This window comes from Promicromonospora vindobonensis (genome assembly GCF_042685865.1).
In the GTDB taxonomy this organism is placed as follows: domain Bacteria; phylum Actinomycetota; class Actinomycetes; order Actinomycetales; family Cellulomonadaceae; genus Promicromonospora; species Promicromonospora vindobonensis.
In genome coordinates this window covers 1861664-1880368 of sequence record NZ_JBHUOG010000002.1, presented here as the reverse complement: position 1 = coordinate 1880368, position 18705 = coordinate 1861664, and the positions used below count along the sequence as shown (strand labels likewise).

The 18705-nt window shown below is 72.4% G+C and carries 16 protein-coding genes; 14 read left to right on the top strand and 2 right to left on the bottom strand.

Going from position 1 to position 18705, the window contains the following annotated elements; all coding sequences use genetic code 11:
- Nucleotides 1-56: 56 nt before the first annotated feature.
- The 3 genes from ACFS27_RS21665 to ACFS27_RS21655 all read left to right on the top strand — a co-directional run bounded on the left by ACFS27_RS21665 (nt 57) and on the right by ACFS27_RS21655 (nt 3614).
- Nucleotides 57-1379 (top strand): M50 family metallopeptidase, encoded by a 1323-nt coding sequence (locus ACFS27_RS21665; protein ID WP_377187324.1) that lies wholly within the window; start codon nt 57-59, stop codon nt 1377-1379.
- A 72-nt stretch (nt 1380-1451) separates the two neighbouring features.
- Complete coding sequence (gene ispG / locus ACFS27_RS21660) at nt 1452-2594, top strand: flavodoxin-dependent (E)-4-hydroxy-3-methylbut-2-enyl-diphosphate synthase (RefSeq protein WP_377191120.1); 1143 nt, start codon at nt 1452-1454, stop codon at nt 2592-2594.
- Nucleotides 2595-2654: 60 nt separating this feature from the next.
- Entirely contained in the window at nt 2655-3614 is a 960-nt protein-coding gene (locus ACFS27_RS21655) for a GNAT family N-acetyltransferase (protein ID WP_377187321.1), read from the top strand.
- Nucleotides 3615-3658: 44 nt separating this feature from the next.
- On the opposite strand, the gene ACFS27_RS21650 is transcribed toward ACFS27_RS21655, so the two are convergent.
- Nucleotides 3659-4585: a DNA-formamidopyrimidine glycosylase family protein gene (locus ACFS27_RS21650; protein ID WP_377187318.1), complete on the bottom strand. Its 927-nt coding sequence runs from the start codon at nt 4583-4585 to the stop codon at nt 3659-3661.
- 170 nt (nt 4586-4755) lie between these two features.
- Between ACFS27_RS21650 and ACFS27_RS21645 the strand changes: the two genes are divergently transcribed.
- The gene (locus ACFS27_RS21645) at nt 4756-6582 is read left to right on the top strand and encodes a proline--tRNA ligase (protein ID WP_377187316.1); all 1827 of its coding nucleotides are present in this window, start codon (nt 4756-4758) and stop codon (nt 6580-6582) included.
- A gap of 81 nt (nt 6583-6663) precedes the next feature.
- On the opposite strand, the gene ACFS27_RS21640 is transcribed toward ACFS27_RS21645, so the two are convergent.
- Nucleotides 6664-7620 carry a DUF4439 domain-containing protein gene (locus ACFS27_RS21640; protein ID WP_377187313.1) on the bottom strand — a complete coding sequence of 319 codons (957 nt, stop codon included), beginning with the start codon at nt 7618-7620 and terminating at the stop codon, nt 6664-6666.
- Nucleotides 7621-7911: 291 nt separating this feature from the next.
- Between ACFS27_RS21640 and ACFS27_RS21635 the strand changes: the two genes are divergently transcribed.
- The 10 genes from ACFS27_RS21635 to ACFS27_RS21590 all read left to right on the top strand — a co-directional run bounded on the left by ACFS27_RS21635 (nt 7912) and on the right by ACFS27_RS21590 (nt 18702).
- Complete coding sequence (locus tag ACFS27_RS21635; RefSeq protein ID WP_377187310.1) at nt 7912-8505, top strand: ribosome maturation factor RimP; 594 nt, start codon at nt 7912-7914, stop codon at nt 8503-8505.
- 1 nt (nt 8506) lies between these two features.
- Entirely contained in the window at nt 8507-9556 is a 1050-nt protein-coding gene (nusA, locus tag ACFS27_RS21630; RefSeq protein ID WP_377187307.1) for a transcription termination factor NusA, read from the top strand.
- A 6-nt stretch (nt 9557-9562) separates the two neighbouring features.
- Complete coding sequence (locus tag ACFS27_RS21625) at nt 9563-9910, top strand: YlxR family protein (RefSeq protein WP_377187304.1); 348 nt, start codon at nt 9563-9565, stop codon at nt 9908-9910.
- Nucleotides 9911-10087: 177 nt separating this feature from the next.
- The gene (gene infB / locus ACFS27_RS21620; RefSeq protein WP_377187301.1) at nt 10088-13099 is read left to right on the top strand and encodes a translation initiation factor IF-2; all 3012 of its coding nucleotides are present in this window, start codon (nt 10088-10090) and stop codon (nt 13097-13099) included.
- Between the two features lie 88 nt (nt 13100-13187).
- Nucleotides 13188-13625: a 30S ribosome-binding factor RbfA gene (gene rbfA, locus ACFS27_RS21615; RefSeq protein WP_377187298.1), complete on the top strand. Its 438-nt coding sequence runs from the start codon at nt 13188-13190 to the stop codon at nt 13623-13625.
- A complete protein-coding gene (gene pyrE, locus ACFS27_RS21610) occupies nt 13622-14155 on the top strand; it encodes an orotate phosphoribosyltransferase (protein WP_377187295.1) in 534 nt (177 codons plus the stop codon). The genes rbfA and pyrE overlap by 4 nt, the downstream gene beginning before the upstream one ends.
- Nucleotides 14156-14175: 20 nt before the next feature.
- Complete coding sequence (gene truB / locus ACFS27_RS21605) at nt 14176-15255, top strand: tRNA pseudouridine(55) synthase TruB (protein WP_377187292.1); 1080 nt, start codon at nt 14176-14178, stop codon at nt 15253-15255.
- A gap of 156 nt (nt 15256-15411) precedes the next feature.
- Nucleotides 15412-16434: a bifunctional riboflavin kinase/FAD synthetase gene (locus ACFS27_RS21600; protein ID WP_377187289.1), complete on the top strand. Its 1023-nt coding sequence runs from the start codon at nt 15412-15414 to the stop codon at nt 16432-16434.
- 46 nt (nt 16435-16480) lie between these two features.
- Nucleotides 16481-17161: an ABC transporter ATP-binding protein gene (locus ACFS27_RS21595; RefSeq protein ID WP_377187286.1), complete on the top strand. Its 681-nt coding sequence runs from the start codon at nt 16481-16483 to the stop codon at nt 17159-17161.
- Nucleotides 17158-18702 carry a DUF6297 family protein gene (locus ACFS27_RS21590; RefSeq protein WP_377187283.1) on the top strand — a complete coding sequence of 515 codons (1545 nt, stop codon included), beginning with the start codon at nt 17158-17160 and terminating at the stop codon, nt 18700-18702. Before ACFS27_RS21595 ends, ACFS27_RS21590 begins: the two co-directional genes overlap by 4 nt.
- The last annotated feature ends 3 nt before the right edge of the window (nt 18703-18705 follow it).

Here is an 18705-nt window from a genome sequence, read left to right as displayed (position 1 = left end):
GGGGGAGACGTGCGCTGCCTTCCGAGGGCAGCTACAGGTGCCGTAGTCTCAGTGCGGTGAGCATCGTTCCGCACATTGTTGGTGTGCTCGTCCTCTTGCTGGGCGTCATCGTCTCCGTCGGCCTGCACGAGCTGGGCCACATGATCCCCGCCAAGAAGTTCGGCGTGCGGGTGAGCCAGTACTTCGTCGGCTTCGGACCCACCCTCTGGTCGCGGACCAAGGGGGAGACGGAGTACGGCATCAAGGCGATCCCGCTGGGCGGGTTCGTGCGCCTCGTCGGCATGATGCCGCCGGCGCCGGCCGGCACGCGCCGCGGCACCGGGTTCTGGAGCGAGCTCGTCGCCGACGCCCGCGACGCCTCGGTCGCTGAGGTGCGCCCCGGCGAGGAGCACCGGGCCTTCTACAACCTCTCGACGCCCAAGAAGCTGATCGTGATGTTCGGCGGGCCGTTCATGAACCTGGTGATCGCGACCGTCCTGATCGGCGTGATCCTCGTCGGGTACGGGGCGATGACCGTCTCCACCACGGTCGCGCAGCTCTCGGAGTGCGTGCCGGCGTCGGTCACGTCGACCGCCTCCGGTGACGACTGCGAGGGGCAGCCCGCCGCACCCGCCGTCGCTGCCGGGCTGGAGCCGGGCGACGAGATCGTGTCGTTCGGCGGCGCCGAGGTGCACAGCTGGCAGCAGCTGGTCGGCCTCATCAACGACTCCGCCGGGCGCGAGTCCGAGGTGCTGGTGCTGCGTGACGGCGAGCGCACCACCCTCGAGGTCACCCCGGCGCCTGCCGACCGCCCCGTCGTGGACGAGCGGGGCGCGCCGGTCCTCGACGCCGGCGGTGAGCCGGTGGTGGCGGAGGGCGGCTTCGTGGGCTTCTCCCCGCTCCAGGTGCGGGAGCCGCAGCCGATCTCCAGCGTCCTGCCTGCAGTGGGCGACCAGACCTGGCAGACCATGACCATGGTGGCGACGCTCCCCGTTCGTGTGGCGGACGCAGCCACCCAGGCGTTCACGTCGGAGGAGCGCTCGCAGGACTCCATCCAGTCGATGGTGGGCGTCGCGCGGATCAGCGGCGAGATCATGGCGCTGGACGAGGCGATCCTCGACCGGGTGATGTTCTTCCTCAGCCTGCTCGCGAGCCTCAACATCGCGCTCTTCGTCTTCAACCTGATCCCGTTCCTGCCGCTCGACGGCGGGCACCTGGTCAACGCCCTCTACGAGGGCGGAAAGCGCACGCTCGCCCGGGTGCGCGGGGCGGCAGTCCTGCCCGGCCCGGCCGACGTCGCCCGCATGACGCCAGTGGCCTATGTGGTCTTCCTCATCCTGCTCGGGGTGGGTGGCGTCCTCATCGTGGCGGACCTGGTGGATCCGGTGCGGATCACGTGACGCCGGACACGATGTACGTTTCGCACCTCCTGAAGCAGGGATACTGAACCCGTGAGCGCAATCAGCCTCGGCATGCCCGCAGCCCCTCCGCCGGTCCTCGCCCCCCGCCGCAAGACTCGGAAGATCAAGGTCGGGAAGGTGGAGGTGGGTGGTGACGCACCCGTGAGCGTGCAGTCCATGACCACCACGCCCACCACCGACATCAACGCGACCCTCCAGCAGATCGCGGAGCTCACGACGGCAGGCTGCGACATCGTGCGCGTCGCCGTCCCGACCTCCGACGACGCCGAGGCGCTGCCGATCATCGCGAAGAAGTCCCAGATCCCCGTGATCGCGGACATCCACTTCCAGCCGAAGTACGTCTTCCAGGCGATCGACGCCGGCTGTGCCGCCGTCCGGGTGAACCCAGGCAACATCCGCAAGTTCGACGACCAGGTGGGCGCGATCGCCCAGGCGGCCAAGGACGCCGGCGTCTCGCTGCGCATCGGCGTCAACGCCGGGTCGCTCGACAAGCGCATCCTCGAGAAGTACGGCAAGGCGACGCCGGAGGCACTCGTGGAGTCCGCGGTGTGGGAGGCGAGCCTCTTCGAGGAGCACGACTTCCACGACTTCAAGATCTCGGTCAAGCACAACGACCCGGTCATCATGGTCCGCGCCTACGAGCTGCTCTCCGAGCGCGGCGACTGGCCCCTGCACCTCGGCGTCACCGAGGCGGGCCCGGCGTTCCAGGGCACGATCAAGTCGGCCACCGCGTTCGGCGCGCTGCTCAGCAGGGGCATCGGCGACACGATCCGCGTCTCCCTCTCCGCCCCGCCGGTCGAGGAGGTCAAGGTCGGCAACCAGATCCTGCAGAGCCTCAACCTGCGTCCCCGCAAGCTCGAGATCGTGTCCTGCCCCTCCTGCGGCCGCGCCCAGGTGGACGTGTACACGCTCGCCGAGAAGGTCACCGCAGGCCTCGAGGGCATGACCGTCCCGCTGCGCGTCGCCGTCATGGGCTGCGTCGTGAACGGCCCGGGCGAGGCTCGCGAGGCCGACCTGGGTGTCGCGTCCGGCAACGGCAAGGGCCAGATCTTCGTGCGTGGAGAGGTCATCAAGACCGTCCCCGAGGCGATGATCGTCGAGACCCTCATCGAGGAGGCCATGCGGATCGCGGATGCGATGCCTTCGCCGGAGAATGATGTGCAGGCCGGTCCGCCGGTCGTCTCGGTGAGCTGAGCCGGAGCGGAACAGCAGGCTCAGGAACTACTGAAGAGTCTGATTCGAACGGAGCAGAGCATGGCCCGCTGGCGCACCCCGGTACCTGCCGGAGCGCGCCCCGACGGGCCGCCGCAACCGGACGAACAGGACAATCGGGTGCCGGACGGACGGCCCGACGCCGCACGGGCACTGACTCGCGCGGACCTGGCACAGGCGCTCGCGGTCTGCGCCGTCGACCCGGTCTCGTCCGTGCTCGCCACCGCTCGCCTGGAGATCGCGGCGCGCGCCGGCTTCGGCGCCGCCGCGGGCCAGGCATGGGGCTTTCCCGGCGTCGGGCGGCTCGAGGCGGTCTGCTGGGCAGGCGCCAACCTGGTGCCGGTCATCCCGCTGGCCGATCCGGGCCGCCGCGCCCAGGCCGTCGCCGCCTTCGCCGAGATGGCGCGCGTCCACGGACGGCGGTCGTCGTCCATCGTGGGGGAGCAGTGCGCCGCGCTGGCGCTCTGGGAGCAGCTGTCGCCCCACTGGCCGCCGGCCCGCGACGTGCGCGCCGACCAGCCGTCCATGGCCATCGGGACGGCGCCCGCGCTGGCGCCAGAGCCCACCGTGCGCCGCTCGGTGCCCGCAGAGCTGGGTCTCGTGCTGCCCGCCTGCGTGCGCATGTTCACCGAGGAGGTCGGCTACTCGCCGGTCGCCACGGGCGGTTCGGCCTATGCGGAACGCGTGCGGTCCCTGATCACCGAGGGCCGCTCGTTCATCCGCGTCGTGCCCGACGTCGGCGGGCAGCCCGCCGTGGCGTTCAAGGCCGAGCTCGGCGCGGTGGCCGGCGGCGTCGCCCAGGTCCAGGGCGTCTGGGTGGAGCCGGCGTTCCGCGGACGCGGGTGGTCGGAGTCGGGCATGGCGGCCGTGGTCGCCGCGACGCGCGCGTCCATCGCGCCGGTGGTGTCGCTGTACGTGAACGCCTACAACGAGCGGGCCGTCGCCGCCTACCGGCGGGTGGGGTTCGAGCAGGTCGGCACGTTCGCGACGGTGCTGTTCTGACCTGCTTCTGTCACTTCGTCCGGGGCGGCACCTGCCGGCACGTGTCACCGCAGGAGCTTCGACATCCTGCGGTCCGCCAGTGGCTTCCCACCCGTCTGGCACGTGGGGCAGTACTGCATGGACCGGTCGGCGAAGGACACCTCGTGCACCGTGTCGCCGCACGGGGTCCCGTCCCATCCCGGGCACGGCAGGCCCGTGCGGCCGTGCACCCGCATCCCGCCGCGCTTGGCGTCCTTGAGCTCCTTGGCCGGTTTGCCCGACGCCGCAGCGATCGCCTCCGCGAGCACGTCGCCGATCGCGCGGTGCAGCCTGGCCGTCTCCTCCGGCGTGAACGATCCCGTCAGCTTGTACGGGCTGAACCGGCCGACGAGCAGGATCTCGTCGCTGTACGCGTTGCCGATGCCTGCGATCGAGCGCTGCTCCCGCAGCAGGCCCTTGACCTGCTGGTTCTTCGCGGACAGCAGGTCGGCCAGCGTCTGCGTGGTGAACTCGGGGGACAACGGGTCCACGCCGAGGGACGCGATCATCTCGATCTCTGCGGGGTCGCGGACGACGTGTACCGCCAGCCGCTTGCGGGTACCCGCCTCGGTCAGGTCGAACCCGGAGCCGTCGTCGAGCCGCACGCGCAGCGCGAGGATCGCGCCCCGGCCGGAACCGCCGAGGGACGGCCGCACCGGCTTGGTGGACAGCGCGTCCGACCAACGCACCCACCCACCCCGCGAGAGGTGGAAGACCAGGTGGAGGGGGCCGGCGTCGGGTGCGGTGCCGTCGGGTGCGGGGGCGATCACCACGTCCAGCCACTTGCCGTGCCGGGCGACGCCGGTCACCTCGCCCCCGACGAGGGCGCCGGTCGGCGGGTCGAACGTCTTGAGCGCGGCGATCGAACCGACCTCGACGGCGGCGACCGTGCGCCCGGAGGCCCGTGCGCGCAGGAAGTCGGAGAGCGCGGCGACCTCTGGCAGCTCCGGCATGGGCTCATCCTCCGAGACATCCGCCGGCGGGGCAAGGCCTGCGCAGCGGGGCCGAACCGCAACCTACGAGCGTGGTGCGACACGTAGCTTGCGGTTCCGCGCCTACCGACGGTGGGTACGCTCGGTAATTCCGGCGAGCCGCAGCGGCCCTCGCGGATAGGCTGTGCCCCATGTCTTCCGCACGCCTCATCCAGGGCGACGTGCTCCGCATGTCGTCCCTCTTCGTCCGTACCCTGCGCGAGGACCCGGCCGAGGCCGAGGTCGCCAGCCACAGGCTCCTCGTGCGGGCCGGGTACATCCGCCGCGCCGCCCCGGGCATCTACTCGTGGCTGCCGCTCGGCCTGCGCGTGCTGGCCAAGATCGAGGCGATCGTCCGCGAGGAGATGGTCGCGATCGGCGGCCAGGAGGTGCACTTCCCGGCGCTGCTGCCGCGGGAGCCCTACGAGGCCACCGGCCGCTGGGAGGAGTACGGCGCCGCGCTGTTCCGCCTGAAGGACCGCAAGGGCGGCGACTACCTCCTCGCCCCCACGCACGAGGAGATGTTCGCGCTCCTGGTCAAGGACCTGTACTCCTCGTACAAGGACCTGCCGGTCACCCTGTTCCAGATCCAGACCAAGTACCGCGACGAAGCACGCCCCCGCGCGGGCCTGATCCGTGGGCGCGAGTTCATCATGAAGGACTCGTACTCGTTCGACGTCAAGGACGAGGGTCTCGAGGTCAGCTACCAGAAGCACCGCGAGGCGTACGAGAAGATCTTCCAGCGGCTCGGCCTCGAGTACGTGATCGTGTCGGCGATGTCCGGCGCGATGGGCGGCTCGCGGTCCGAGGAGTTCCTCTCGCCCTCCGCGATCGGTGAGGACACGTACGTGCGCTCCGCCGGCGGCTACGCGGCCAACGTCGAGGCCGTCGTGACCCCGGTCCCCGAGGCGATCCCGTACGACGACGCCCCCGCCGCGCACGTCGAGGACACCCCCGACACGCCCACCATCGCCACCCTCGTCGCGGTCGCCAACGAGAAGTTCCCGCGCGCCGACCGCCCCTGGACCGCAGCGGACACCCTGAAGAACGTGGTGCTCGCCCTGGTCCAGCCCGACGGCACCCGCGAGCTGGTCGTGATCGGCCTGCCCGGCGACCGCGAGGTCGACCTCAAGCGCATCGAGGCCGCACTCACGCCCGCCGAGCCGGAGCCCGCCACCGAGGAGGACTTCAAGAAGTTCCCCGGGCTGGTCAAGGGCTACATCGGCCCGCAGGCGCTCGGCCCGCAGGGCGAGCAGGTCGAAGGGCCGGACGGCGAGAAGGTCCCCGCGATCCGCTACCTCCTCGACCCCCGCGTGGTGCCTGGCACCCGCTGGATCACCGGCGCCAACGAGCCCGGTAAGCACGTGTTCGACCTCGTGGCCGGCCGCGACTTCACCGCCGACGGCACCGTCGAGGCGGCAGAGGTGCGTGCGGGCGACCCCGCCCCGGACGGCTCCGGCCCGCTGGAGCTCGCCCGCGGCATCGAGATGGGTCACATCTTCCAGCTCGGCCGCAAGTACGCCGAGGCGCTGGGCCTGGTGGTGCTCGACGAGAACGGCAAGCAGGCGGTCGTCACCATGGGCTCGTACGGCGTCGGTGTGACGCGCGCGCTCGCCGCGCTCGCGGAGGCCAACCACGACGAGAAGGGCCTGGCCTGGCCCGCGCACGTCGCCCCGGTGCACGTGCACCTGGTCGCGACCGGCAAGGGCACCGAGGTGTACGAGGCCGCCGAGTCCATCGCCACGGACCTCGCGGCCCGCGGCGTCGAGGTGCTCTACGACGACCGGCCGACCAAGGTCTCGCCCGGCGTGAAGTTCAAGGACGCCGAGCTGCTCGGCGCCCCGCTGGTGGTCGTGGTGGGCAAGGGCCTGGCCGACGGCGTGGTCGAGGTGCGGCCGCGCGTCGGCGAGGCGGAGCAGCTCCCGGTGGCCGACGTAGCGGCAGCGGTAGCTGACCGCGTGGCGACCCTCCTGTCCTGACCACGGCCTGTTGCTGTGGGCGTGATCATTGCGCCTAAGACGGACGCGTAGACGCAAGGATCGCGCCCACAACCACAGGGGTCAGGCGCGTTCCGGGAGGCCGGGGAACGGAACCGCCGGTGCGCCCCACTGGGCACCGGCCATGGTGGCGTCGGTCAGGAGCGCGACCAGGACGGCGCGCGTGCCCGGTTCCGCGAGGCCGATCAGCGTCGCGTAGTTCTGCGCGAGGTCTTCCTCGAGCCCGCGGGCCAGGTCCGGCGTCGCCGTGTCCGAGCCGGGCACCGCATAGGCCACCCGACGCGGGTCCTGGTCGCTCCCGTCGGTACCGGCCACGACGGCCCAGCCCTGGGCCCGTGCGCGGTGCAGCCTGGCACGGTCGTAGGCCCGGGTGCGGACCTCGCCGTCGGCCTGCGCCGCCCGCACCTCGAGCGCGTACGCCGCCGAGTCCTCGGCGAGGATCAGGGCGTCCAGCTCCTCCGCCGACAGGCCGGTGGGTACGGCGGCGGGACCCGTCGCGGCGGCCGCGGGGCTGGCGGAGGCGTCCTCACCGTCGCCCGGTTCGGCGTCGGGCTCGGGGATCTCGGTCGGGGGGAGCGCCGGCCCGCGGGCGCCCGTGAGCTGTGCGAGGTCCCTTGCGTACAGGGCCTGGGCGGCGGAGACGGAGCCGAGCAGGCGGCCGAGCGGGCCGGCCTGCGCCTGGTCGGCGGCGGCACGGGTGCGGGTGGCGGCGTCGCGCAGCGACCTGACGACCGCCCGGGGCGTCTGCTCGGGGGTGGTCGCAGAGGGTGACGCGCCGGCGTCCTCTGCCACGATGTCGCCGAGGCCGGAGTCGTACTCGCCACCGAGCTGCTGCGCCTGCAGGGTCGTGGCCTCGGCGATGAGCTCGAGCTCGGCCGCGACGTCGGACGGGATCCCCTCGGCTCCCGCTGCGCCTTCGGCCTGGTCGGCGACGAGCAGCGCGTCGGCGACGGCGGTGCGCCGCACGACCTCCGCGGCGTCGGGGACCGGCTCGGTGGGTGGTGGCGTCTCGAGCCGCACTCCGCAACCTGAGAGAATGATCGCGCAGGTCAAGGCCAGCGCGATCAGGGCTGACCGGCTTCGGGTGCGGGCCCTCGGGCCGTTGGGGTTCATCGGGGCCGATGATGCCACGTTCCAGAGGCCGATTCGTGCCCCGACCGACATAGGTCAGGTCGCGGACGTCACGTTCTACGCGAAGTGCCGAGGCCCGGCGCTTCGTTACGCTAGCCGTGGACAACAACAGCACATCGGTCGAACCGTTCCGGCTCGAACCGTGCCCCCGCACGTGGGGGAGCCGACGGGAGGCAATCGATGACACAGCAGGCCGATGCGGTCCGCGAGGTGGTAGGACCGGTGGTCGAGGCCGCCGGGCTGCACCTCGAGGAGGTGACCGTCATCCAGGCGGGCGGCAAGTCGGTGGTGCGGATCACCGTCGACCTGCCGGACGATGCCCTGGGCAGCCTGGACTCCGACGCGCTCGGCGAGGTGGCGCGTGCCATCTCGGCGGCTCTGGACGAGGACGACGTCGTCGCGGGCGCCTACACGCTGGAGACCTCGACGCCGGGCACGTCCCGGCCGCTGACCGAGCTGCGGCACTTCAAGCGCGCTCGGACCCGGCTGGTGACGCTGAAGATGATGGACGGCAGCCGCGTCGAGGGCCGGTTGACCGACGTGCTCACGGACGGCGACGGTGACGCCCTGGTGCTCGACGGCGACCGGCGGATCCCGGTGGGCGACGTCCGCCGGGGCAAGGTCGAGGTGGAGCTCAAACGGCTCGACGACGCCCAGGATGCCGAGGCTGGTGAACTGGGCGAGAGTGCAGATGAAGACACCGACGACGACTCGGACGGTGCTGGTTCGGACAACGCGACCGAGGGTTCCCCCGGCCGCAACGAGGAAGGCTGACATGGACATCGACATGACCACCCTGCGGATGCTGGAGCGCGAGAGGGATCTCAGCCTGGACGTCCTCATCGCGGCCATCGAGCAGGCGCTCCTCTCGGCCTACCACCGCACGCCCGACGCCTACAACAGGGCCCGAGTCGAGGTGGACCGCTCCTCTGGCCACGTGACGGTGTGGGCGCGCGAGGAGCTGCCGGTCGCCGCGGACCCGGAGGACCCCGAGGCGCGCCCTGCGATGGAGTTCGGGCCCGAGTTCGACGACACGCCGCAGGACTTCGGCCGCATCGCCACGGCCACCGCCCGCCAGGTGATCGTGCAGCGCCTGCGTGACGCCGAGGACGACCAGGTGCTCGGCACGTTCCGCGGCAAGGAGGGCGAGGTGCTCGCCGGCGTCGTCCAGCAGGGCCGCGACCCGCGCATGGTGCTCGTGGACGTGGGCGGCACCGAGGCGGTGCTTCCGCCGCACGAGCAGGTGCCGACCGAGGAGTACGTGCACGGCGAGCGCCTGCGTGCGTACGTGGTCGAGGTCAGCCGCGGGATGAAGGGCCCCCAGATCACGTTGAGCCGTACGCACCCGAACCTGGTCCGCAAGCTCTTCGAGCTCGAGGTACCGGAGATCGCCGACGGCTCGGTGGAGATCACCGCCATCGCGCGCGAAGCGGGTCACCGCACCAAGATGGCGGTCCGTACGCGGGTGGCGGGGCTCAACGCCAAGGGTGCCTGCATCGGCCCGATGGGTGCACGTGTGCGCGCCGTGATGGCCGAGCTGCACGGCGAGAAGATCGACATCGTCGACCACAGCGACGACCCTGCCGCTTTCGTGTCGAGCGCACTGTCGCCCGCCCGTGTGTCTTCGGTCACAGTGGTCGACGCCGACATGCGTGCCGCGCGTGCCATCGTGCCCGACTACCAGCTGTCCCTCGCGATCGGTAAAGAGGGGCAGAACGCCCGTCTTGCCGCGAAGCTGACAGGTTGGCGCATCGACATCCGTTCTGACGAGGCTGCCGACGCCGACGCAGGTGGCACGGGCGCCGACGCACAGGGCGGTCGGTAACGCCCGGTGGGTCGGCGCGGTAGACTGTCCGAGTCTGGGCCACGCGCCCGTCTTTCGACATACCCCGTTCCGCCCGTCAAGGGTCCGGTGCGTACATGTGTCGGATGCCGGGGGCGCGACCAGCGGTCTGCACTCCTGCGTCTGGTGCTGGACTCCTCGATGCATGGTGACTCCGTGGCAGGTGCACGGCGCATCATCGTCGACGTCCGTGCCTGCCTGCCGGGTCGCGGCGCCTGGGTTCACCCGGAGCCGCGGTGCCTGGAGCTCGCCGAGCGTCGCAGGGCCGTACCACGCGCACTGCGCGTCGACGGGCCCCTCGACCTCGGTGAGGTACGAGCACATCTCGGCCAGTGAGTGCAAGGGCCGCAGGACCGTCCCGACCGGGCGCAACCGTGCGTCCGGCCGAAACATGCGATTCGTCGACAAGGAAGCGGGTCAGAAGCCGATGGGCACCCGATGAGTCCCCAGCGATGAGTACTCAGTACTAACGGTGGTCCTCCCTGTCTTGGGATGGACCGAGACAGGAGAGTTGTGGCTAAAGTCCGCGTCTACGAGCTCGCTAAGGAGCTCGGAGTGGAAAGCAAGACCCTGCTTGGCGAGCTGAAGTCGGCAGGCGAGTACGTTCGCTCGGCGTCGTCGACGCTCGAGCCGCCCGTCGTGCGGCGCATGCGCGACAAGTTCCCCGCCAGTGGCAGTGCCGGTCCGTCCGACAAGGGCGAGACGGCGAAGCCCGCGGCGAGCACGCCCAAGCCGGCCGCGAAGCCCGCGGCCCAGAAGCCCGCTGAGCCGACCCCGGCTCCGGCACCGGCCCCCGCGCCGGCACAGAACAAGGCTGAGGCCGCGCCGGCTCCGGCGCCCGCCCCGGCCCCCAACCCGACCCCGGCTCCTGCCCCGAGCCCCGCGCCGGCGGCACCCGCCCCGGCCCCGGCTCCGGCGGCTGACGAGTCCTCGGCGGCGCCTGCGGCGTCCGCCAAGCCGGCCGCAGGCCCCAAGCCTGGTGCGCCGAAGCCTGCCGCGGCACCCAAGCCTGGTGCGCCCAAGCCGCCCGCAGCGCCCTCCGGCGCGCGTCCGGGTCGCGACGGCGGCCGTGGTGGCCGTCCCGGTGGCGGTAACCCGCGTCCGGGCAACAACCCGTTCGCGACCAGCCAGGGCATGCCCCGTCCCGGTGGCCGTGGCCGCCCGGGTGCAGGCGCAGGCCCAGGCACCAGCGAACGTCCCGCGGCCGGCGGTAACCCGCGCCCGGGCAACAACCCGTTCGCGACCAGCCAGGGCATGCCTCGCCCGGGGCAGCGTCCCGAGCGCACCGAGGCTCCCAGCGGTGAGCGCTCGGGCGGTCCCCGCCCGGGTGGTCCGCGTCCTTCGGCACCCCGTCCCGGTGGTACCGGTGGCGGCGGTCCGCGCCCGAACCCCGGCATGATGCCGGGCAAGACCTCCATGCCGCGTCCGGGCGACCGCCCGGCTCCGGGTGGCGGTCGTGGCCGTCCGGGTGGCGGCGGTGGCGGCCGGCCTGGTGCCGGTGGTGGCGCCGCCGGTGCAGGTGCTCCGGGTCGTCCCGGCGGCGGTGGCGGCTTCGGCGGCCCGCGTCGCGGTGCAGGCGGTCGTGGCGCGACGCAGGGTGCCTTCGGGCGCGCCGGCGGCAAGCCGGTCCGCGGGCGCAAGTCGAGGCGCGCGAAGCGCCAGGAGTTCGAGGCGATGCAGGCCCCGTCGCTCGGTGGCGTGCAGGTCCCTCGCGGCAACGGCACCACCACCGTTCGGCTGCGTCACGGCGCCTCGCTGAACGACTTCGCCGACAAGATCGACGCGAACCCCGCGGCGCTCGTGACCGTGCTGTTCCACCTGGGCGAGATGGCCACGGCCACGCAGTCGCTCGACGAGGACACGTTCGGCACGCTGGCCACGGAGCTCGGCTACCAGATCGAGATGGTCTCGGCCGAGGAGGAGGACCGCGAGCTGCTCGGGGCCTTCGACATCGACCTGCAGGCCGAGGCGGACGACGAGTCCGACGAGGACCTGGCGGCACGCCCGCCGGTCGTGACCGTCATGGGTCACGTCGACCACGGTAAGACCAAGCTGCTGGACGCGATCCGCAAGTCGGACGTGGTGGCAGGCGAGCACGGCGGGATCACGCAGCACATCGGTGCGTACCAGATCACGCACGAGCACGAGGGCACAGAGCGTGCGATCACGTTCATCGACACCCCGGGTCACGAGGCCTTCACCGCTATGCGTGCCCGTGGTGCGCAGGTCACCGACATCGCGATCCTCGTGGTCGCGGCCGACGACGGCGTGATGCCGCAGACGGTCGAGGCGGTGAACCACGCGCAGGCAGCAGGTGTGCCGATCGTGGTGGCCGTGAACAAGATCGACGTCGAGGGTGCGAACCCGGCGAAGGTGCGTCAGCAGCTCACCGAGTACAACCTGGTGGCTGAGGAGTACGGCGGCGACACGATGTTCGTCGACGTCGCGGCGAAGCCGGGCATCGGTATCGACGGCCTGGTCGAGGCAGTCCTGCTGACCGCGGACGCTGCCCTGGACCTGCGTGCCAACCCGTCGAAGGACGCGCGTGGCGTGGCCATCGAGGCCAACCTCGACAAGGGCCGCGGCCCGGTCGCGACCGTGCTGGTCCAGGCGGGCACGCTGCACGTCGGCGACGCGATCGTCGCGGGTACGGCCTACGGCCGCGTCCGTGCGATGTTCGACGAGCACGGCAACTCGGTCGAGGCGGCCACCCCGGCCCGCCCCGTCCAGGTGCTGGGTCTGACCAGCGTCCCGGGTGCCGGCGACACGTTCCTCGTGGCGCCGGACGACCGGACCGCCCGACAGATCGCCGAGAAGCGCCAGGCGGCGGAGCGTGCAGCGACGCTGGCCAAGCGCCGCAAGCGGATCAGCCTCGAGGACTTCGACGTCGAGCTCAAGAAGGGCAAGGTCGAGAGCCTCAACCTCATCCTCAAGGGCGACGTGTCCGGTGCCGTCGAGGCACTGGAGGACGCGCTGCTCAAGATCGACGTGGGCGAGGAGGTCGAGCTGCGTGTCATCCACCGCGGTGTGGGTGCCATCACGCAGAACGACGTCAACCTCGCGACCGTCGACAGCGCCGTGATCATCGGCTTCAACGTGAAGTACGGCGAGCGCGTCGAGGAGCTGGCGGAGCGCGAAGGCGTCGACGTCAAGTTCTACTCGGTCATCTACCAGGCGATCGAGGACGTCGAGGCAGCCCTCAAGGGCATGCTCAAGCCGGAGTACGAGGAGGTCCAGCTCGGATCCGCGGAGATCCGTCAGGTCTTCCGTTCCTCGAAGTTCGGAAACATCGCCGGTTCGATGGTTCGTTCGGGCAGCATCCGCCGCAACTCGAAGGCGCGTGTGCTCCGCAACGGCACCGTCGTGGGGGACAACCTCACCATCGAGTCGCTGCGCCGCGAGAAGGACGACGTCACGGAGGTCCGCGAGGGCTTCGAGTGCGGTATCGGCCTCGGGTCGTTCAACGACGTCAACGAGGGCGACACCATCGAGACGTTCGAGATGCGCGAGAAGCCGCGCGTCTGACGCTGATGGCTCATTGAGTGCGGGGTATTCGCCCGGCCGGCTCGTCCGGCGGGGCGAATGCCCCGCACTCACGCTGAAAGGATTGTTGATGGTCGATAACCCACGGTCTCGCAAGCTCGCCGACCGCATCAAGGTGATCGTCGCGCAGATGATCGATACGCGGATCAAGGACCCGCGGCTCGGCTTCATGACGGTCACGGACGTCCGGGTGACCGGTGACCTGCAGAACGCCTCGGTGTTCTACACGGTCTACGGCTCGGACGAGGAGCGGGAGGGAACGGCCGCTGCGCTCAAGAGCGCGACCGGCCTGATCCGCTCGGAGGTCGGCAAGCAGACGGGTATCCGCCTGACGCCCACCCTCGAGTTCCACCTCGACTCCGTGCCCGACACGGCCGCCAACCTCGACGCCGCTCTGATCGAGGCGCGCAAGCGCGACGCGGAGCTCGAGGCGCTGCGTGCCGGAGCCCGGTACGCGGGTGACGAGGACCCCTACAAGAAGCCGCGCGAGGACGACGAGTCGGAGTGATCTCCGACTCCACGCTCGCGCGCGACGTCGACGCCGCCTGCCGACTGACCGGGACGTTCACGCTCCGGTCAGGGCAGGCGGCGTCGGAGTACTTCGACAAGTACCTGTTCGAGACGGACCCCGCGCTGCTCGCGCGGGTCGCCCGTCAGATGGTGCCGCTGATCCCCCCTGGCGCCGACCTGCTGGGCGGCCTCGAGCTCGGCGGGGTGCCGATCGTGACGGTCCTCAGCGGCCTGACCGGCACGGGCGCGCTGTTCGTGCGCAAGCAGGCCAAGGAGTACGGCACGGCGAAGCTGGCGGAAGGGCCGCCCGTCGACGGGCGGCGGGTCGTGCTGATCGAGGACGTGATCACCACTGGCGGCGCCGTGCGGGACGCGACGCTGGCCCTCCGGAGCGCCGGCGCACTGGTGGACACCGTCGTGTGCGCGATCGACCGCAGCCCGGTCGGCACCGCACCCCTGGCCGACGTCGGCCTCGAGGTCCGTGCCGTCCTGACCAAGGCAGACCTCGACGCCGAGCGGCACCCCTGAGTCACGAGATACTGGTTCCCATGATTTCCCCCACCCCGCAGGCGCCGGCGCGCCGCCCCACGGCCGCCGACGGGTTCGTCGTCGTCGACAAGCCGCAGGGCTGGACCAGCCACGACGTCGTCGGGCGGATGCGGCGGCTCGCAGGCACCCGCAAGGTAGGCCACGCCGGGACGCTGGACCCCATGGCGACGGGCGTGCTCGTGCTGGGCATCGGCAAGGCGACCCGCCTGCTCACCTACGTGGTGGGCGCGGACAAGGACTACGACGCCACGATCCGGCTGGGGGTGGCGACCACCACTGACGACGCGGAGGGCGCCGTCGTCGCGCTGGGCGACCCCCGAGCCGTCGAGCGGGTGGACCGCGCGGCGCTGGACGCCGCGATCGCCGATCTCACGGGCGACATCCAGCAGGTCCCGACGTCGGTGTCCGCGATCAAGGTGGACGGCAAGCGCGCGTACGCGCTGGTCCGGGCGGGGGAGGAGGTCGCACTCCAGGCCCGGCCGGTGACCGTGTCCAGGTTCGACGTCCTGGACGTCCGGACGGCGACGACGGCCGTGCCCGACGGCGACCCGGGTGACGCCTCCGTGGACCCTCCCGCCGGCGGAGATCCCGACGCGCGGCCGGGCGTGGCACCGACCGCCGCGGAACCGGGGGACGGCCCGACGCGCGACGTGCCGGTGGTCGACGTCGACGTGCGGGTGACGGTCTCCTCCGGGACGTACGTGCGAGCCCTGGCACGTGACCTGGGCGCAGCGCTCGGCACCGGCGGCCACCTGACGATGCTGCGCCGGACCCGCGTGGGCGGCTACGAGCTGGCAGGGGCCCGCACGCTGGAGCAGCTGGAGGCACAGGCCGACGCTGACGGCACGCTGGCCACGCTCCCGCTGGCCGAGGCCGCCAGGGCCACGTTCCCGGTGCGCGAGCTCGACGACGACGAGGTGCGCGCGCTCGGCTACGGCCAGTGGGTGCAGCCGTCGGGCCGCTCAGAGGTCGTGGCGGCGCTGTCGCCGTCGGGCGGCCTGGTGGCGCTGCTGGAGGACACCCGCCGGCGGGGCGAGAACCTCGCCAAACCGGTGCTCGTGCTCGCGCCGGCGAACTGAGCCCGGAGCGGCCCTGCGCCGGTTCGCTCCGGAGCGGGGCGGTGCTTCACCGGGCACACGACTTCTGAAACACGCCGTAGGCTTTTGGGGATCGGTGCGGGACGTCGCGTGAGCGGCCCCGCACCAGCGCCACCCGATTCATGAGGAGCAACCCGCGTGCAGCTGTGGACGGACCTGGAACAGGTTCCCCCGGGATTCGGGCCATCAGTGGTGACGATCGGCAACTTCGACGGCGTCCACCGTGGCCACCAGGCGGTGCTCGACCGTATCCTCCGGCTCGCCAGGGGCGACGGGGCCAGTGCCGTCGCCGTGACGTTCCACCCGCACCCGGCGGCGGTGCACCGGCCGGAGTCGGCCCCCGAGCTGATCACAGGGCTCGAGGACCGGCTGGCGCTCATGGAGCGCACGGGTCTCGACGCGACGTTGCTGGTCGGCTACACCCTCGACTTCGCCGCCCAGACACCGGAGGAGTTCGTCGCCCGGTACCTCGTGGACGGCCTGGGCGCCCGCACGGTGGTCGTGGGGCACGACGTGCGCTTCGGCAAGCAGAACGCCGGCACGCTGGCCACGATGGTCGAGCTCGGCGGCCAGCACGGGTTCGAGGTGGTCGCCATCGACGACGTCGGCGACTTCCTGCGGCCAGAGGGCGACGGGCACCACCGGTGGTCGTCGACGGCGGTGCGCGCGCTGCTCGCGGAGGGCGACGTCGACCAGGCCGCCGACGTGCTCGGCCGCCCGCACCTCGTGCGCGGCACCGTGGTGCACGGCGACGCGAGGGGCCGCGAGCTGGGCTTCCCTACCGCCAACCTCGGCGACATCACCGGGCTCGTCCCCGCCGACGGCGTCTACGCGGGATGGCTGCGCCGCGGCACTGCCGCCACCTGCGCGAGCCTCTCCGGGCCGGAGGGGGACCGGAGAGCGCTCGCCGGCACGGGCCAGGGGCAGGAGGAGATCCTGCCCGCCGCGATCTCCGTCGGCACCAACCCGACGTTCGACGGCGTCGAGCGCCGCGTCGAGGCGTACGTGCTCGACCGCACGGACCTGGACCTGTACGACCAGACGGTCGCGCTCGAGTTCGTGGCCCACCTGCGGCCCACGCTGCGGTTCGACGGGATCGAACCGCTCATCGCCCAGATGAACGACGACGTCGTGCGGGCCCGCACGATCCTGCGAGCGTGAGGCCGAGATCGGGAGATTCGGACCCGGTTCGCGCGTTGAGGTGGGCATGACGTCCCTCGAACTGTCCGACCTGCTCGTCGGGTACGGCGGCCATGCCGTCTGCCCGCCGGTCTCGCTCACCCTGGCCCCCGGCGACGTCGTCGCCGTGATCGGCACCAACGGCACCGGCAAGTCCACCCTGCTGCGCACGGTGCTCGGGCTCCAGGAGCCGCTGTCCGGGACGGTCAGCGCCTTCGGCCGCGCCGTGGACGAGCGCGAGCGGCACTTCCGGGCCCGGGTGGCGGGCGTGCTGGACGACGACGCGTTCTTCCCCGGCGTGACCGTCCGGGAGCATCTCGTGCTCACCGCGCGGGGCCATGGCGTGCCCGACGCCGGCGCGGTCACCGACCAGGTGCTCGACCACGTGGGCATCACCGGGCACGGCGGCGCGATGCCGCACACCCTGTCGTCCGGCCAGCGCCGCCGGTTCCTGCTGGCCAGCGCCCTCGTGCGCCCGCGGGACCTGCTCGTCCTCGACGAGCCGGAACAGCGCCTCGACACCGCCATGCGTGCCCGGCTGGCCGACCTGCTGCGGGCCGAGTCCTCCGCCGGCACGGCAGTCCTGTTCGCGACCCACGACGACCGGCTCCTGGCCGGGACCGGCGCCAGCGCCCTGCACCTGTCCGACGACCGCGCCGTCATGCTGCCGCCGGACGAGGCGCCGGGTGTGCTGGCGGGCTTCCGGTGACGGGCGAGCAGACGGGCACCGCCGCAGACCGACCGGTGCTCCCGCGGCCCGTCGGGGACGAGGACGAGCGGCTCACGGGTGCGGAGCTGCGCCGCCTGACCGCACGCGTCCGGGCCCACAACCTGCCTGCCCAGGCTGGTCGGGTCGCGGCGGACGTCGGCGAGGTGGCGATCCTGCTCGGGTTCGTCGTGCTGTACGCGTGGGGCTTCGGAGCGCCGGTACGAGAGGCACTCGTGTCCGACCCGGTAGGGCTCGGGCTCGGCCCTGGCCTGGTTCAGGCGCTGGTGCTCGCCCTGGCCATGCTCGCCGGCACGTCGGTCGCGTGGCGGCTCGGGCCTGCCGGCCTGCCCGTAGCCGGGGTGCGCTGGTGGGCACCCACCCCGGCTGACCGTGCGGGGCTCGCCTCGCCGTCGGTGGTGCGGAGCGTGCTCGTCGGGATCGGCGTGGGCCTGCTCCTGGGTGGGTTCCCCGCGGCACTCCTGGGTGTCGGCCTCGCGGGAATCGGAGCGGATGCGGCGCTCGGCGCGGCGCTCGGCCTCGTCGTCGTCGCAGGCACCGGCGTGCTGCAGGTCACCGGGGCGGCATCGGGCAACAGGCTGGGCCGCGTGCTCGACGTCCTCCTCGCCGCGGTACCCGTGGCGGGTCTCGGCCTCGCGCTCTGGGCGCCCGCGTGGGGTGCATGGTCCGTGCCGTGGCCTGTGCCCGCCGGGCTGGCCCTGGTCGGAGGTGCCGCCCTCGTGTTCTGGGCGCGCGGTCTCGACCAGCTCCGGGTCGGCGAGCTGCGCGCCCGCGCCTCGGCGGCCATGCAGGCCTCGGCCGCCCTGCTGTCGCTCGACTCCGGCGGCCTCGGCCGAGCACTGGGGACGGGTCCGACGGCGTCGCGCGTCTTGCCCTGGGTGCCCCGCGCCGCTCGCGGACCCGTCAGCGCGCTGCTCGCGGCCGACGCTGTCCTGCTGCTGCGCACACCGGCCGCCCTCGCAGCCCTCGTCGGGCTCGCGGCGGCCGGGGCCGTGGTCGTCCAGATGCCCGTGCTGGCCAGCGGCATCGGGCTGTGGGCGGTCCTCGCCTGCGTGGGGTACGCAGGGGCGCTCGCGGGTGCCCGGGGACCGAGGGCGGCGGGAGAGAATCCACGCCTGGACTCCCTGGTGCCGCTGGCCGCTCGCTCCTCCCGCGCCATCCGTGTGGTGTGGCCCGCGTGCACCGCGGGTCTCGTGCTGCTCGCCGCCGCGGCGGCGAGCGAGGGCGGGCAGTGGCTCATGGTGGCGGTCCCGGCCGCCGTCGTCCTCGGGGCCGCGGCGGTCCGGGCCGCCTACCGCGGACCGGTGCAGTGGGACGTGCCCATGATTGCCACGCCTGCCGGGGCGGTACCGACGGGCCTGATCCTGCATCTGCTGACGGGTCCGGACCTGGCGGTGCTCGGCACGGTTCCGCTCGCCTGGGCGGCGGTCTCCGGGGTGGCCTCGCCGACGCTCGTCGTCGTGCAGGTCGCCTGCGCTGTGGGTGCGGTGCTCTGGGCGACGCACGCCAAGCGCACCTCTTGACCT

Coding starts and splice junctions, on each gene's coding strand:
- ACFS27_RS21635 (WP_377187310.1), top strand. CDS start 7,912: ATGACACAGCAGGCCGATGCGGTCCGCGAGGTGGTAGGACCGGTGGTC.
- nusA (WP_377187307.1), top strand. CDS start 8,507: ATGGACATCGACATGACCACCCTGCGGATGCTGGAGCGCGAGAGGGAT.
- ACFS27_RS21645 (WP_377187316.1), top strand. CDS start 4,756: ATGTCTTCCGCACGCCTCATCCAGGGCGACGTGCTCCGCATGTCGTCC.
- truB (WP_377187292.1), top strand. CDS start 14,176: ATGATTTCCCCCACCCCGCAGGCGCCGGCGCGCCGCCCCACGGCCGCC.
- ACFS27_RS21650 (WP_377187318.1), bottom strand. CDS start 4,585: ATGCCGGAGCTGCCAGAGGTCGCCGCGCTCTCCGACTTCCTGCGCGCA.
- ispG (WP_377191120.1), top strand. CDS start 1,452: ATGCCCGCAGCCCCTCCGCCGGTCCTCGCCCCCCGCCGCAAGACTCGG.
- ACFS27_RS21655 (WP_377187321.1), top strand. CDS start 2,655: ATGGCCCGCTGGCGCACCCCGGTACCTGCCGGAGCGCGCCCCGACGGG.
- rbfA (WP_377187298.1), top strand. CDS start 13,188: ATGGTCGATAACCCACGGTCTCGCAAGCTCGCCGACCGCATCAAGGTG.
- ACFS27_RS21595 (WP_377187286.1), top strand. CDS start 16,481: ATGACGTCCCTCGAACTGTCCGACCTGCTCGTCGGGTACGGCGGCCAT.